Annotated in this window: 17 protein-coding genes; 14 read left to right on the top strand and 3 right to left on the bottom strand. The window is 42.2% G+C overall.

Annotation, left to right across the window (positions count from 1 at the left end; genetic code table 11):
- Positions 1 to 11 precede the first annotated feature (11 nt).
- The 12 genes from ACEN82_RS06400 (at position 12) to arsB (ending at position 9,383) form a co-directional block, all read left to right on the top strand.
- Positions 12 to 398 carry a GxxExxY protein gene (locus ACEN82_RS06400; protein ID WP_413322943.1) on the top strand — a complete coding sequence of 129 codons (387 nt, stop codon included), beginning with the start codon at positions 12 to 14 and terminating at the stop codon, positions 396 to 398.
- 182 nt (positions 399 to 580) lie between these two features.
- Positions 581 to 1,618, top strand: a complete 1,038-nt coding sequence (locus ACEN82_RS06395; protein WP_091162177.1) for a hypothetical protein — start codon at positions 581 to 583, stop codon at positions 1,616 to 1,618.
- Positions 1,619 to 1,668: 50 nt separating this feature from the next.
- Positions 1,669 to 2,538 (top strand): HAD-IIA family hydrolase, encoded by an 870-nt coding sequence (locus ACEN82_RS06390; RefSeq protein ID WP_413322944.1) that lies wholly within the window; start codon positions 1,669 to 1,671, stop codon positions 2,536 to 2,538.
- A 269-nt stretch (positions 2,539 to 2,807) separates the two neighbouring features.
- Positions 2,808 to 3,860, top strand: coding sequence for a UDP-glucose--hexose-1-phosphate uridylyltransferase (locus tag ACEN82_RS06385; protein ID WP_413322945.1), 1,053 nt, complete (start codon positions 2,808 to 2,810; stop codon positions 3,858 to 3,860).
- A 43-nt stretch (positions 3,861 to 3,903) separates the two neighbouring features.
- On the top strand, positions 3,904 to 5,070 hold the full coding sequence (locus ACEN82_RS06380) for an aldose epimerase family protein (RefSeq protein WP_413322946.1): 1,167 nt from the start codon (positions 3,904 to 3,906) through the stop codon (positions 5,068 to 5,070).
- A 64-nt stretch (positions 5,071 to 5,134) separates the two neighbouring features.
- Positions 5,135 to 5,491, top strand: a complete 357-nt coding sequence (locus ACEN82_RS06375) for a DUF6717 family protein (RefSeq protein ID WP_413322947.1) — start codon at positions 5,135 to 5,137, stop codon at positions 5,489 to 5,491.
- Between the two features lie 15 nt (positions 5,492 to 5,506).
- A complete protein-coding gene (locus ACEN82_RS06370) occupies positions 5,507 to 5,899 on the top strand; it encodes a DUF7674 family protein (RefSeq protein ID WP_413322948.1) in 393 nt (130 codons plus the stop codon).
- Between the two features lie 112 nt (positions 5,900 to 6,011).
- Complete coding sequence (locus tag ACEN82_RS06365) at positions 6,012 to 6,497, top strand: hypothetical protein (protein ID WP_413322949.1); 486 nt, start codon at positions 6,012 to 6,014, stop codon at positions 6,495 to 6,497.
- A gap of 153 nt (positions 6,498 to 6,650) precedes the next feature.
- Positions 6,651 to 6,980 (top strand): ArsR/SmtB family transcription factor, encoded by a 330-nt coding sequence (locus ACEN82_RS06360; protein ID WP_091162165.1) that lies wholly within the window; start codon positions 6,651 to 6,653, stop codon positions 6,978 to 6,980.
- 40 nt (positions 6,981 to 7,020) lie between these two features.
- The gene (locus tag ACEN82_RS06355; protein ID WP_413322950.1) at positions 7,021 to 7,863 is read left to right on the top strand and encodes an arsenite methyltransferase; all 843 of its coding nucleotides are present in this window, start codon (positions 7,021 to 7,023) and stop codon (positions 7,861 to 7,863) included.
- Between the two features lie 7 nt (positions 7,864 to 7,870).
- Positions 7,871 to 8,296, top strand: a complete 426-nt coding sequence (locus tag ACEN82_RS06350) for an arsenate reductase ArsC (protein WP_413322951.1) — start codon at positions 7,871 to 7,873, stop codon at positions 8,294 to 8,296.
- A 1-nt stretch (position 8,297) separates the two neighbouring features.
- Positions 8,298 to 9,383: an ACR3 family arsenite efflux transporter gene (gene arsB / locus ACEN82_RS06345; RefSeq protein ID WP_413322952.1), complete on the top strand. Its 1,086-nt coding sequence runs from the start codon at positions 8,298 to 8,300 to the stop codon at positions 9,381 to 9,383.
- 80 nt (positions 9,384 to 9,463) lie between these two features.
- Here the strand turns inward: arsB and ACEN82_RS06340 are convergent, their stop codons facing one another.
- The 3 genes from ACEN82_RS06340 to gatB form a co-directional block, all read right to left on the bottom strand.
- Complete coding sequence (locus tag ACEN82_RS06340) at positions 9,464 to 10,153, bottom strand: response regulator transcription factor (RefSeq protein ID WP_022831601.1); 690 nt, start codon at positions 10,151 to 10,153, stop codon at positions 9,464 to 9,466.
- 106 nt (positions 10,154 to 10,259) lie between these two features.
- Positions 10,260 to 11,405 carry a redoxin domain-containing protein gene (locus tag ACEN82_RS06335; RefSeq protein WP_413322953.1) on the bottom strand — a complete coding sequence of 382 codons (1,146 nt, stop codon included), beginning with the start codon at positions 11,403 to 11,405 and terminating at the stop codon, positions 10,260 to 10,262.
- Complete coding sequence (gene gatB / locus ACEN82_RS06330; RefSeq protein ID WP_413322954.1) at positions 11,406 to 12,875, bottom strand: Asp-tRNA(Asn)/Glu-tRNA(Gln) amidotransferase subunit GatB; 1,470 nt, start codon at positions 12,873 to 12,875, stop codon at positions 11,406 to 11,408.
- Between the two features lie 286 nt (positions 12,876 to 13,161).
- Between gatB and ACEN82_RS06325 the strand changes: the two genes are divergently transcribed.
- A complete protein-coding gene (locus ACEN82_RS06325; RefSeq protein WP_413322955.1) occupies positions 13,162 to 13,656 on the top strand; it encodes a hypothetical protein in 495 nt (164 codons plus the stop codon).
- A gap of 555 nt (positions 13,657 to 14,211) precedes the next feature.
- Complete coding sequence (locus tag ACEN82_RS06320) at positions 14,212 to 15,252, top strand: IS110 family RNA-guided transposase (RefSeq protein ID WP_413323217.1); 1,041 nt, start codon at positions 14,212 to 14,214, stop codon at positions 15,250 to 15,252.
- Positions 15,253 to 15,436: the final 184 nt, after the last annotated feature.

The raw sequence follows: 15,436 nt of genomic DNA, 5'->3' as shown, positions 1-15,436 counted from the left end.
TTTGTTTCAAAATGGATCAACTTAAACACACCGGCTTAACAGGTAAAATAATTGGCTGTGCTATGCAGGTACATAGCACTTTGGGCAACGGATTTCAGGAGGTTATTTATCAGAAAGCTTTAGAAATTGAGATGGCCTTAAATGGCCTTGTGTTTGAACGGGAGAAGGAGATGCCAATTCATTACAGGGATCTTCATATCGGAACCCGCAGAGTTGATTTCTTTGTATCCGGAATGATCATGGTGGAGCTTAAGGCAATTATTCAACTTGAAGATGTTCATTTGGCACAGGCCATAAACTATCTGGAAGCCTATAATGTAGAGATTGGTTTGCTATTAAATTTTGGCAGCAAATCATTAACTGTAAAAAGACTCCTAAACAAAAAATATAAACCCTAAAGATGAAATCCAATAAATCTCAAAAATCCATTTAATCCTGGCTCAGAGAAAAGCACCAGATAAAATCCTGCCCATCCAAAAAATCCTTCCAAATCCCGGTTCAGAAATTAATAATATATTTACACCGTTAATTATAAACCGAATGCTGCCAATGGCGTAACTTTGCCGGCAGACACATACAAATGGACTATTCTTTTATTATCCGCAAGGCCTGGGAAGGGTATGACGCGTCAAAAACCATCCGCGATATTGAAGATATCAGCGCTATGGTTTCAACCAATCACGTGTACCGCATTACGTTTGATGACGATGATATTATCATAGCCAAACTCTCATACTTTGGCAAGTTCGAACATTTTAAGGAGGACCACCGCATTATTCAAACGCTGGCAATTAACCTGCTTTACCCGTTTGAGAATTTCCTGGCCCGTTCTTTACAAAAAAATAACCGCGTTTACATCTATCATCATAAACACGGCAAAACCGATGCCTGGGTGGTTTTCTACAACCCCACACGTATTTTACAGCGCCTGCCACGCCGGTTAGAAGAAAACCATATTAAAAAACTTGGTCAGCAGGTTGGCAAATTCCATAAAGCATGCTCCAGGGTTAAAAATGTGTTGCCAAAATCGTCAAAGACTTTACGCACCGATATCTGGGCGTTGCAGCAACAAATCGAGACCAACCCAAAACAATTTGGCTCCGGTATGCAGGCCGACTTTTTAAAATACCACTGCGAAACCTTTTTGAAAAACCGCTCCAAATACAATATGAGCTCGTTCGAGATCATTCCTGTATTTATCGACTGGAATATCGGCAACTTTTCGGTAACACCTGATCTTGAGCTTTACTCGCGCTGGGATTATGACTGGTTCAGGATGAGTTACCGTTTGCTCGATTTTTATTTCTTCAGTCGCGTAGTTTCTGATATTGGCGACCGTACTGTTTTCAGCTACGTGATCAACACTATGATGGAAGACCGATTCATCATTTTTTTAAAAGAATACCATAAAGTTAACCCGCTTACTGCCGATGAGATCCGCTTTTTAAAAGAAGCTTATCGTTTTTTTATCCTGAATTACGTAATTAAAGATGGTAAGCACTTTTTTAGCGAACAATATGCCAAAAAACTACAGGCTGAAGCTTTTGACATCTATTTACCATCGGTAGACAGGGATTTTGATGCCGAAAAGATCATTGAGGCCTTAAAATTAAAATAGGTTAACTATCTTTCAGGCTTATTTTATAAAAAGCCCTAAAACAGATAAGCATGACCAGGATAGACAACTTTAAATCCATAATTGATAAATACGAAGTTGTTTTTTTTGATGCTTTTGGGGTTTTGAAAAACTATGGCGGCCTGCTTCCGGGTATTGAACGCACTTTTTCTTACCTGGCAGAACAAGGTAAGGAGTATTATATTGTAACCAACGATGCATCACGAAGCCCGGTGCAATTAGCCGAATCCTATACCACCAAAGGATTGACCGCCATAACGCCCGACAGGATCATATCATCGGGCATGCTTACCAAAGAATATCTTGACCTGAAGGTGAACGACGGTATCGTAGCCTATTTAGGCACGCCCGATTCTGCCCATTACATTGATAGCTCTGGGCTGCATACATTGCCTATCAGCGAAGTAAACGAAAGCAATATTGACAGGGTTAACGCGCTGGTGTTTTTAGATGACGAAGGTTTTGACTGGGGACGTGACCTGAACAAATCAGTTAACCTCATGCGTAAGCGCACCATTCCGGCCATTGTAGCCAATACCGATCATGCCTATCCGCTAACCAAGCATGATGTATCTATAGCCATAGGCGGCTTAGCCAGTATGATAGAAAAAATTGTGGGTAAAGAGTTTATTCGTTTCGGTAAGCCTGATTCGCAAATGTTCATGTTTGCCTACGATCTGCTCCGCGAGCGCAGGCCGATCAGTAAAAGAGATATTGTGATGGTAGGCGATACCCTGCAAACAGATATTTTGGGCGGTAATAAATTTGGTTTGGATACCGTGCTGGTGCTATCCGGTAATACCCAGGCCAAAGACGCCGACAACCGCATCACCGCCACCGGCATTGTGCCAACTTATATCTGCGATTCGGCAGTAGTGGAGGCCGGCGGATTGGGATTCTAAATTTCCAAAGCATGTCATTGAGCGAAGCGCGGCAACCGCAAGGAAGCATAGCCGCCTGTACAGAATGTTGTTGCTTGTCTTTCCTACTCGTATGACATTCAATCCCCCGTTCTTTCTACAAATCCTATCAATCTTTCTACCGTAACTATTTATTTATAAAAATTTGTTTTAAATGTATGATTTACATTTATTTTTACCAACTTTGAAATCGCTAAGGTATAACTGTCTACCTTACATGTATAAGCCAATTATTACCTGATTTTAAACTAATGGACACAAATTTTGATCTTAAAGAGCACCCTCACAGCAGGTTAAACATTTTAACAGGCGACTGGATCCTGGTATCGCCGCATCGTACAAAACGTCCGTGGCAAGGCAAAGTTGAGGCTACACAAGCCGACGACCGCCCGCAGTATGATCCGGCCTGTTACCTGTGCCCTACAAACAAAAGGGCCGATGGCAGCGAAAACCCTGATTATAAAGGAAGCTTTGTTTTCACCAATGACTATTCATCGTTGTTACTGAATACGCCCGATGGCGGCTTAAATGAAGATGAACTACTGGTAGCTAACAGTCAGAAAGGTATTTGCCGGGTAATCAGTTTCTCGCCGAGGCATGACCTCACGCTGCCCCAGATGACCACCAAAGAGATTAGCAAAGTGGTTGACGTATGGCAGTCGGAATTTGAGGACCTGGCTTCTTATCCGTGGATCAAACACATCCAGATCTTTGAAAACAAGGGCGATATCATGGGCTGCAGTAACCCGCATCCGCATGGGCAAATCTGGGCGCAAAACAGCCTGCCGGTTGAAGTAGCTAAAGAAACCCAGCAGCAAAAGCTGCATTTTGAGCAAAAAGGAACAAGCCTTTTAGCCGATTACCTTGCATTGGAACTTAAAAAGCAGGACCGCATAGTTTTTGAAAATGAACATTTTGTTGTGCTTGTACCATTTTGGGCAGTTTGGCCGTACGAAACTATGATTGTAAGCAAAAGGCATGTAACAAGCATTTTATACTTTACCGAGCAGGAAAAACATGCCCTCGCCGACGCTATCAGGAGGCTCACCATCAGGTATGATAACATGTTTGAAACATCGTTTCCTTATTCGGCTGGTATGCACCAGTCTCCGGTTAACTCGGGCGATCATCCCTACTGGCACTGGCATATGCATTTTTATCCGCCGCTGTTACGTTCGGCCACGGTTAAAAAGTTTATGGTAGGTTATGAGATGCTGGCCAATCCGCAACGCGATATCACGGCAGAGTTTGCTGCTGAAAAATTGCGTGGTTTAAGTGAGATCCATTATAAAACGAAGGAATAATGAAAAAAAGCTATTTTTAAACCAAACTATAACCAACCTATTTATGAGAAAATTAATTAAAGGTATTTATTTAACAATTTTACCTGCTTGTAGCCTATATTTGGCTGCCTGTAATCAAAATTCAACCTCACAGAAAAACACTACTATGGCGGATAGCACCCAAACCACTGCATCAGCATTCGAAAAAACAATCGATGGTAAACAAACCCACTTATTTACCATTAAAAACAAAAACGGCGTTATTGCCACCATCACCAATTATGGCGGCCGTGTGGTAAGCCTGTTAGTGCCCGACAAAAACGGCAAGTTAACCGATGTTGTTTTAGGTTTTGATGATGTGGAAGGTTTTGAAAAATCAACCGAACGTTATTATGGCGCTACCATTGGCCGTTACGGCAACCGTATTGCCAAAGGCCATTTTAAAATAGATGGTAAAGATTATCAATCATCAATTAACAATACGCCCAATATGCTGCACGGCGGCAAACATGGCTTCCAGGAGGTGGTGTGGGATGGTAAAATGATCGATTCATCTACCGTAGAGCTTACCTATCTTTCAAAAGATATGGAAGAAGGTTTCCCCGGTAACCTTAATGTTAAAGTAATTTACAGCCTTACCGAGGATAACTCATTTAAATGCCAGTACGAAGCTACTACCGATAAAAAAACGGTTGTTAACCTTACCAATCACGCGTTCTTTAACCTCAATGGCGAAGGCAGCGGTACAATCCTCAATCATTTGGTGCAGATAGATGCTGATAATTATTTACCGGTTGACGCAGGCTTGATCCCTACCGGGAAACTTGAAAAAGTTGCCGGCACTCCGTTCGATTTCACTAAACCCGAAACCATAGGCAAACGTATTAACGACGACAATGTGCAGTTAAAAGATGGCAAAGGTTACGATCACAACTTCGTACTGAACAAACATGACCTGAGCACTCCAATTGCGACTGTTGTAGGTGATAAAAGCGGTATCAAAATGGAAGTATTTACCGAAGAACCTGGCTTACAGTTTTACAGCGGTAACTTTATGCAGGCTAAAAACGCAATGAAACGCGGCATTAAAGATGAGTACCGTACTTCGTTCGCGATGGAAACCCAGCATTTTCCTGATTCACCAAATCAGCCGCAATTCCCTTCTACGGAATTGAAACCCGGCGATACCTATAAAACGCAATCGCTTTATAAGTTTTCGGTAGTAAAATAACTGAACACTTTTTTTATACAAAAGTCCTGCCCAACGGCGGGACTTTTTGCTTTATATTAGCGTAATGACAACCGCTATTCATACTTATAAATTTATAAAAGAAGATAACGGCCGCTGGTACATCGATCTACCCGACTGGCAGGGCGTTAAGGCCGACCTTGAAATGGTTGAAGGAGCCGATACCATGCTTGATTATGTTGGTGAAGGGCGCAACGAAGTTAAACTTCTTTTGGCCGAAGAACCTTTTGAAGGCAGCGCGGTACTCCAACTCATCGAAGATTATAAAGACCATGTTGGCGGCGGCATTTATTTGCTTGGAGACTATGAAGGAAAAGCCCTTGACCAGCAAATGTGGCTTTGCGATGTTACAAAGTTTGTGTTTGGTAAACTCCCGCCTTTTATCTATTTTAAAAAACAATAAGAAATATCAGCAGTTATGAGCGCCTGGCGAAAACGGGCAATTGAATGCCTCCCTTCCTTAAAGAAGGACTTTAAGGATCCACAAACTTCAATTCATGCCGTTTTTATGGAGCTATTACCGGTTACAGTAGCTTCTCGTAAAAGTAATAACGTCGCACAACTCAAAAAGAACTATGATTTTGCAGAATGGTGTTTCAGGCAAAAATCTGAAAACCTGTGGAATGCTGCCGGAGTATCATTTTATGAACATTTAGGTGATAAATCCGAAACACTGCAAGCGATCCATCTATGGGTTAAACTGGATATCTATATCGAGATACGATCACTCTTGAAGCAAAGAGTTGGCGAGGCTACTTTAAAAATAATGGACGGCTTATATAGGTTGAGTAATGCCAGGTTTACGGGCTGATCTCAATGGCTTCGATGTTTAATGTTTGTTAAGCAGATTTAAAACAAACCTAAACTTTTTGAGGTTAACAGGTTAATTAATAACAATCTGTTTACCTATCTATAAAAACATCATGAGTGATCAAACAACCCAACCTGAAGAAAAGGGATTTTTCGAGAAGGTTAAAGAAACAATTGAAAGCCTTTGGGAAGGCACAAAAGATACAGCCGAAGACGTAAAAGAAGCAGCCGAAGAAAAAATAGAGGATATCAAGGAAAAAGTAGCCGCTAAAAAAGCCACGGCTACCAAAAAAGCTGCGCCAACTAAAACCGAAGCAGCTAAAAAAGCAAATGTGGTAACCACCAAAGCAAAAAACGCAGTTTCTCAAGTAAAAGCGAAAGCCGAAACCAAGGCTAAAGCCATTACCGCCAAAGCAAAAGATGAAGCAGCAACCGCTAAAAAAGCTGTGGCTGATGTAAAAGCAAAGGCTGCAACTAAGGCGAAAACTATTACTGCTAAAGCTAAAACCGAAGCCGCGGAAGCTAAGAAGGCCATAGCATCGAAAACTGCTAAAGCAACTACCAGCGTTAAAAAGAAAGCGGCAGCTACAGCTAAGTAAGATTGCTAATTTTCAGACCTGCGAAGTTTCTAAAACTTCGCAGGTCTTCCTCTCCTCCTTCCGAATTTACTTCATCAGCCAACATCCAGCCGAAAATTAAATTGTAAAAACTATTGACAGTAATTTAATTAATCGTAATATTGCAATATAATTATGGGAATCACTAAAACAGAAATATTTACCGACGAGCAGAACAAACTGGCTGTGCAGCTTAAAGCTATCGCTCATCCTGCGCGTATTGCCATCCTGCAGCTTATTATTGAAGCTAAAGCCTGTATTTGCGGCGATCTGTCATCCGAACTGGGGCTTGCCCAACCCACCGTATCCCAGCATCTTAAAGAATTAAAGAATGCAGGCCTCATACAAGGTACTATAGAAGGTGTAAGTGTTTGCTATTGCATTGAGCCCGAAGCCTGGAAAAACCTGAATGATGAGTTAAACAAACTATTCTCATCGTACAAAGACTTCAATAATTGCTGTTAAAATTTTTTGGTCACATTAATCGTAATATTGCAATACACAAATGAAAACAAACGAGGAATTAAAAGAATTGGTAAAGCTGAAATACAGCGAAATTGCCTTACAGGATAAGGATACCAATCAATCATCATGCTGCGGGGCTGGCGGATGTTCAACCGAGGTTTACAATATCATGAGCGAAGATTATACCAAACTGCAGGGTTATAATGCCGATGCCGATCTTGGTTTAGGCTGCGGTTTGCCCACGCAATTCGCCCAAATTAAAAAGGGAGATACGGTAATTGACCTCGGCAGTGGTGCAGGCAATGATTGCTTTATCGCCCGCTCCGAAACCGGCGAGACCGGCAAGGTAATAGGGATTGATTTTACAGAAGCTATGATTAGCAAGGCCCGCGAAAACGCCGACAAACTTGGCTTTAATAATGTGGAGTTCCGTTTGGGCGATATCGAGCATATGCCGGTAACTGCCAACGCGGCCGATGTAATTGTAAGCAACTGTGTATTAAACCTGGTGCCTGATAAAAACGCTGTCATTAACGACATTTACCGCGTATTGAAACCCGGGGGCCATTTTAGCATTTCGGATATTGTATTGACAGGCAGCCTGCCCGAAAAGATCAGGACAGCCGCCGAAATGTATGCAGGCTGCGTATCAGGGGCCATTCAAAAAGAGGAATACCTTGAGCTCATCAACCAAAATGGTTTTGTCAATATCATTGTGCAAAAAGAAAAACCCATTATTATTCCTGACGATATTTTAAGCAATTACCTATCGGCAGATGAAATTAACGAATTTAAAAACGGCAACGGCGCTATTGTAAGCGTCACCGTGTATGCCGAAAAACCCGAAACAAAAGTATGCTGCGAACCAGGCTGCTGCCAATAAAACAATTATGAAAAATATATTAGTACTATGCACAGGCAATAGTTGCCGGAGTCAGATAGCCGAGGGATATTTAAAGCATTTTGCGGGCAGTAAAGCAAACGTATATAGTGCAGGTATTGAAACACATGGCGTAAACCCCAAAGCCATTAAAACAATGGCCGAGGATGATATTGATATTTCCAACCAGACCTCAAACCATGTGGATGAATACGCCAACATTGCTTTTGATTATTTAATAACCGTTTGCGATAATGCTAACGAAGCCTGCCCATACTTTCCGGGGAATGTGAAACGTTTTCATTACAACTTCCCGGATCCGGCCAAAGCCCGCGGCACCGAAGATGAAGTGATGGGCGAATTCAGAAAAGTACGTGAACAGATCAAAGCGTACACCCAACAATTTGTAGAACAGCATTTAACCGAAGCGCAATAATATGTCTGCCAATAATTGCACTCCGGCTGTTGAACGAAAACGGCTCGGTTTTATTGATCGTTATCTCACCATCTGGATTTTCCTGGCTATGGCTATAGGCGTTGTAACAGGATATTTTATACCCTCATCGTCCGATTTTATCAATTCGTTTTCGAGCGGGACTACTAATATTCCGTTGGCGATCGGCCTCATATTAATGATGTACCCGCCGCTTGCCAAAGTAAAATATGAACAGATGGGCAGGGTATTTAAAGATATTAAGATATTAAGTGCCTCGCTTGTTTTAAACTGGATAATAGGCCCTATCCTAATGTTCATTTTTGCTGTCGTTTTCCTGCGCGGTTACCCCGAATATATGACAGGGCTGATACTAATTGGGCTTGCCCGTTGTATTGCCATGGTTGTAGTATGGAATGAACTTGCCGATGGCAGCCGCGAATATGCCGCCGGTTTGATAGCCCTGAACAGTATTTTCCAGGTACTTTTATATAGCGTATATGCTTACATTTTTATAACCGTACTGCCGCCGGTGCTTGGCTTTAAAAGTCTCCAGGTACATATTACCATGCTCCAGATTGCCAAAAGCGTGGGTATCTATCTTGGTATTCCTTTTGCCGCCGGTATTATTAGTCGCTACACATTGATCAAACTAAAGGGCGAGGGTTGGTTTCAGCAAAAATTTGTTCCTTTTATTTCGCCCATAACGCTTATCGCGCTGTTGTTTACCATTATACTCATGTTTAGCCTCAAGGGTAGGCTTATAGTGCAAATCCCTATGGATGTGGTTCACATTGCTATACCCCTGGTATTTTACTTTGCAATTATGTTCATGCTCAGTTTCTTCATCGGCAAATATTTTGGTGCCGATTACTCAAAAAGTACCTCCATTGCCTTCACAGCTACCGGCAATAATTTTGAGCTGGCTATCGCGGTATCTATTGGTGTATTTGGTATTAACTCGGGGCAAGCCTTTGCAGGGGTGATCGGCCCGCTGGTTGAGGTTCCGGCACTGATAGCGCTGGTTAACGTGGCATTTTGGCTTCGCAGAAAATACTATCATAATGAAGTTATAGCCAAAGGGGACTAATTACAATGCCATCCCACAAAAAAAAGCGATTGGGGACAACCCAATCGCTTTTTTAATAACTCCCTTCGGGGCCGGGGGGCTTAAGCTTCAAACTTATAACCCACACCCTTCACAGTAGCAACGCAATCGTCGCCCAGTTTTTCGCGTAGTTTACGGATGTGTACGTCGATGGTGCGGTTGGTAACCACTACCGAATCTTCCCAGATGTTTTTAAGGATGACCTCACGGGTATAAACTTTGCCGGGTTTTGAAGCCAGCAGGTACAACAGCTCAAATTCTTTTTTGGCCAATACTACTTTAACACCGTTTTTATAAACCAGGTAAGCTTCACGGTCGATAACCAGGTCCCCTATTTCCAGTTTATTATCAATTACGTCTTCGGCAGGGGCATTACGACGAAGTATGGCGTTTATGCGGCTAACCAGCGCACGTGGCTTGATAGGTTTTGCAATGTAATCATCGGCACCTACGTTAAAACCGGCAATTTCCGAATACTCCTCGCTGCGGGCTGTTAAAAACACCATAAAGGTATTTTTAAACTCGGGCATGGTGCGCATAATGCGGCATGCTTCTATCCCATCCATTTTAGGCATCATGATGTCAAGTACAATCAGATCAGGCAAGGCTTTCTTCGCCTCGGCAACAGCTTCCTGGCCGTTACGTGCTAAAAACACCTGGTAACCTTCCTTTTTGAGGTTATACTCAATCAATTCTAAAATATCCGGTTCATCATCAACAATAAGTATTTTCTGTTTTGCGGTGCTGCTCATGTTGCGTTAATTTTTTTGTATAAAAGTATACGCTTTACAACAGCTAATGGTTAAGCCAATATTAACAAATTGTTAAACGTTACCTTATATTAACCCTAAGTTGAGGCTATTTAAATGTTTTATTTAAAAAAGCTTCAAGATCGGCGCCTGTAATATTCTTGGCAACAATATTTCCCTGCGGATCGATGATGAAATTTGAAGGAATAGCTTCAATATGGTAAAGCCTTTCTGTAGGGCCTTCAAAGCCGTTTAAATCCGAGCCATGCGCCCAGGCAAGCTTATCATCGCTGATAGCTTTTTGCCATGGTGCTTTGTCTTTATCAAGCGATACTCCTAATATATTAAAGCCTTTATCTTTAAATGCATTGTACTGTTTAACCACATTAGGATTTTCCTGGCGGCAAGGCTGGCACCATGAAGCCCAAAAATCAATCATTACATATTTGCCTTTGTAATCAGACAAATTAATTGGCTTGCCATCAATACCGTTAACAGTAAACTCGGGCGCTTTATGACCGAGGGATATCGGCTTAGCCTTATCCATCTGCGCGATAAACTTTTGTACCGTAGGGTTATCTTTAAAATCGCCCCTGATTTCATCGGCAAATTTAATAAGCTGGGCTTCGTATTTGGTAGGATCGAGCGTGGTAGCTGCATAAAAGCCGGCAAGCGATTTTTTATTATCGTTCACAAATTTTAAAACCGCCTCGCCGCTTTCATTCATATTCTTTAAAAATATAGGCATGTATATTTTCAGCAGCGAATCGTTCCGCTCACCGCGAGATTTTTCCTGGTATTCGGCAAAAAGCTTAGCATTTTTATCGCCGTAAAGATTACTGATGCGGTTAAACTCCTTTATCTTGTCCGAATCATCAGAACCCTTGATAGTATACTCGTGTTTTTTATTGTTATTGTCGGTTTCAAACTCAATATCATCGCCATTTTTAGCAATGAAATCGTACAGGTTTTCGCCCTGCATTTCGCCACCCTGCGCGCCAGTATTGCCTACCCTAAGTTTAAACAAGTTTGGATAAAGCGCCACATGCTTAAACTCAAACTTACCGCCCTCGCCTAACGAAGTAGAATCAACAACCTTTAAGCCCGAGCTATCGGCCTCAATCAAATAAACAGCTTTAAGGTTACCCGGATTTTTGATAGTTCCCGAAACACTAAATTGTGATTCGTTTTTACAAGAGTACATGCCCACGCTAAGCAATAACAGTGCGCCGGCAGCCAGATTTTTAACTTTCATTTACTTAGCTTCTAATTCCTTTATCAATAGCTGGTTAGTTTTCTGTGGGTCGATCTTCCCTTTTGAGCTTTTCATGATCTCGCCCATAAACAGGCCTAAAACGCCCTTTTTCCCCTTTTGGTATTCCTTAACCTTATCAGGATATTTGGCGATGGCATCCTTTATAAAACGGGTTACATCATCACCATCGGCACTGATCAGCAGGTTAAGTTCCTTAGCCAGATCATCCGGTTTTTTGCCGGGTTCTTTGATCATAGCAGGAAATAATTTGTGCGAAGCTACAGAATTATTTATCACCCCGGTGTCAATTAGTTTGATGAGGGCGGCAAGGTTTTGCGGCGTAACAGCAAAGTTACCAATGGTTTGGTTATGATCATTCAGGTATGAGCGTACAGCACCCATCAGCCAGTTAGCAGCAGCTTTATAATGATCGGTATATTTTATCAGCGATTCAAAATAAAAGGCGGTGTCCCTATCAGCAGTGATAACCGACGCGTCATAAGTGGTTAAGCCCAATTGCTCTGTATACTTATGATACAACTGACCGGGTAGTGCCGGTAAGCTTTTACGGACGTTTTCCACATACTCATTGGTGAGCTTCAAAGGCGGCAGGTCCGGTTCGGGGAAATAGCGGTAATCGTTGGCCATTTCTTTTGAACGGAGTACTGAGGTTTCGCCTGTATCGGCGTTAAAGTTCAGCGTATTTTGATCAATGTGGCCACCGGCTTCAATAATTTTTACCTGGCGAGCAAACTCGTGCTCAATAGCACGCTGCACGTTACGGATGGAGTTAAGGTTTTTTACCTCGCAACGGTTACCATAGGCAGTTGCACCTTTAAGCCGCACCGAAATATTAGCGTCGCAGCGCATGCTGCCCTCTTCCATGTTACCATCGCAAATATCAAGATAGCGGAGAATTTTACGCATTTCGGTCAGGAACTGGCCAGCCTCTTCGGCGCTGCGCATATCCGGTTCAGATACGATCTCCACCAGCGGTACACCGGCGCGGTTCAGGTCGATCAGTGAATCGGCGTGGTGCTGATCGTGCATACTTTTCCCCGCATCCTCTTCCATATGAATGTGGTGCAGGGCTATGTTCTTTTCGGTGCCATCGGCCAGTTTCACGGGCACATAACCGTTAAGGCAAACAGGCGCCTGATCCTGGCTAATCTGGTAGCCTTTAGGCAGATCGGCATAAAAATAATTTTTACGGGCGAAGCTGTTATTCAGGTTGATAGTGCAATTACAGGCCAGGCCCATTTTAACGGCATATTCAACCGCTTTTTTATTAATAAAGGGCAAAGTGCCTGGATGCCCCAGCGATACCGCGCTAATATGGCGGTTAGGTTCGGCACCAAAGGCAGCCGAATCTGCCGAGAATATCTTACTTGATGTAGATAACTGTGCGTGTACTTCGAGGCCTATCACCAACTCGTACTTTTCAGCTACCCCGTCTGCGAGAACTGTCATAAAAATAAAAATTCAGCTATGATTTTACTGATGTATAAAAGTCAAATATATAAAGATTAATACAGTAACAACACCATTTTGCTTTTAAAACAACGGTAAAAGTGCAATTATATAGTTGAAAGGTAGGGGTTATAGAGATTATAGCAGATGATTGGAGATCAGTTGATGGGAATATTCAATTCAAAACATGCCTGTCATCAGCATGATTAAACTTTCTGTATCCGCCGCCGTCTATTTATTTGTCAGGCACAGAAATTGAATAAGTGTTCATATTTAGACAGACACCATGAAAAAATTAATTTTAGGAATGCTTGCAGGATGTTTTTTACTTGCAGCTTCGGTTACCAGGACAAATGCACAGGTAAGTGTAAATTTAAATGTTGGCTTATGGAACCCGCCCGCCGAATATGCCGGTATTAATTATTACTACTTACCAGATGTAGAAAGCTACTATTATGTCCCTACTCATCAATATGTTTATTTGGATGGCGGAAACTGGGTTTGGAGGCGATCATTGCCGCCACGCTATGCCAGCTACAACATTGCAACAGGTTACAAAGTGGCCGTAAACCGCCCAAGGGCGTATACCTATTTTACACACGACCGTGATACCTATGCCCGCTACCGCGGTACAAAGAATGTTATAGTGCGAGACAATTACCGCACCAGGGTGGTAAACCGTACCAGGGTAGTAAACCATTACCAAAAGCCACATAAAACCGTAGTAAAACGTACCCGCATAGTTGAACACCGTGGACAAAAAAATGGTCACCGCCATTAATATACAACAAGACTTTTCCAAAAAAAGTATATAAATAAAAACGACCGCTTCAGTAGAGGCGGTCGTTTTTTTATTTTATTAAACTCGTCATTGCGAGGAACGAAGCAATCCCCAACGTTACAGAGGTACTTGCTTAGCTGCTCAACTCATTAGGGATTGCTTCGTTCCTTATAATGACGTAATTGTAAGTTATTGACTATTAAATATATTTTTTCGATCAGTTTTATAACGTGGGCGTTGCCTGCGGCCCGGGCTTTCCGTTACAAGTCCTCGCTTTTCCCGCCCGCAATCCCTCTACACGCTGTGGGCTTTACACTGCAATCCCTCCTATGTTTACATCTAATATTATTGTAATGATTTTATGAGTGAAAAGAGTGAGAGCACAGCAATCCCAAACAGCCTTGAGCATGTTGAGCGTTAGATATAGCCTCACTCCTTTACTTTTTTGAGTTTGAACAGAATGTAAGGAATACGACCAGGCAGTATATCCAGGATAACCAACAGGAGGAAAAACGAAGAAAGGTTTTCACTTATAACAGTTAAAAACTTTGATCAATGGCAAGCAGATTATTAAAACAAGTAGTAGGTATTGATGTGGCTCAAAAAGAGCTGGTGGTTTCTATCGGCAAGATGGATGAGCAGGCAGTTATAACAGTTTATGCGAACAAGATTTTTCCAAACAATGAAAAAGGATTTGCAAACCTGGAAGTATGGATAAACAAGCAAAGCATCCCCCAATATCCATTAAGATATGTAATGGAGGCCACAGGTGTATACCACGAGCGCCTTGCTTATTATCTGGCCGGCAAAGGGTATGCTGTAAGTATTGTCATGCCCAACAAGATCTCGAACTTCTTCAAGACACTGGAGATCAAAACAATTACCGATAAATCAATGTCTTTTGCCATAGCCATGTTCGGACTTGAAAAGAAACTGGATAACTGGGTACAACCCAAAAGGGTGTTCAGGACCCTGCGGCAGATAACCCGTGAAAGAGAACAACTTATTGCAGAAAGAACCATGATCAAGAACCAGCTACATGCTGAACAGTCCGAAGCTTTTCCGGGGGAAGATACTATCCGCAGAATGATGGACAGGATAAAGATGATTGGTGAACAACTTAAAGAAATACTTACTGAGATTAGAACAGCTGTAGCACAGGACAAACATTTAAAACAAACACTGGCTACCATTACCACTATTCCTGGAGTCGGCTTATTAACGGCCACTGTGATCATAGCCGAAACAAACGGCTTTGAGCTGATCAGGAGTAAAAAGCAGCTGACCAGTTACGCCGGGCTGGATGTCAGGGAAAAAGAATCCGGCTCATCCGTTAAGGGCAAACCCAAGATATCTAAAAGGGGGAACAAGCATTTACGAAAAGCCATGCACTTACCTGCATTAGCGGCCATAAGACATTCAGAAAGATATAAAGCTATATTTGTCCGGATCGTATCCCGAAATAGCGTGAAAATGAAAGCTACTGTAGCAGTACAAAGAAAATTATTGGAGATGGTATACACTATATACAAAACCAACAAACCATTCGAAAAACACTACCTTCAACAGAATGCACACATATCCGAAAATAGTTAGAGCAGTCGCTTCAATTGAAGGACTGCCCTAAACAGGCTAACATAAAGCTGCCTAAGACTCAAAAATAAAAAATAACTTTTGCATATCAACACAGAATCTAACGCGGCCCCCCGCGCACCATCGCTAAAATATGTTTCACATGTCATCACGGCTTTTTTCAGGGCTTCCCTGATGGTTACTCGCA

The organism is Mucilaginibacter sp. Mucisp73 (assembly GCF_059491465.1).
This window is presented reverse-complemented; position numbering and strand designations above follow the sequence as displayed.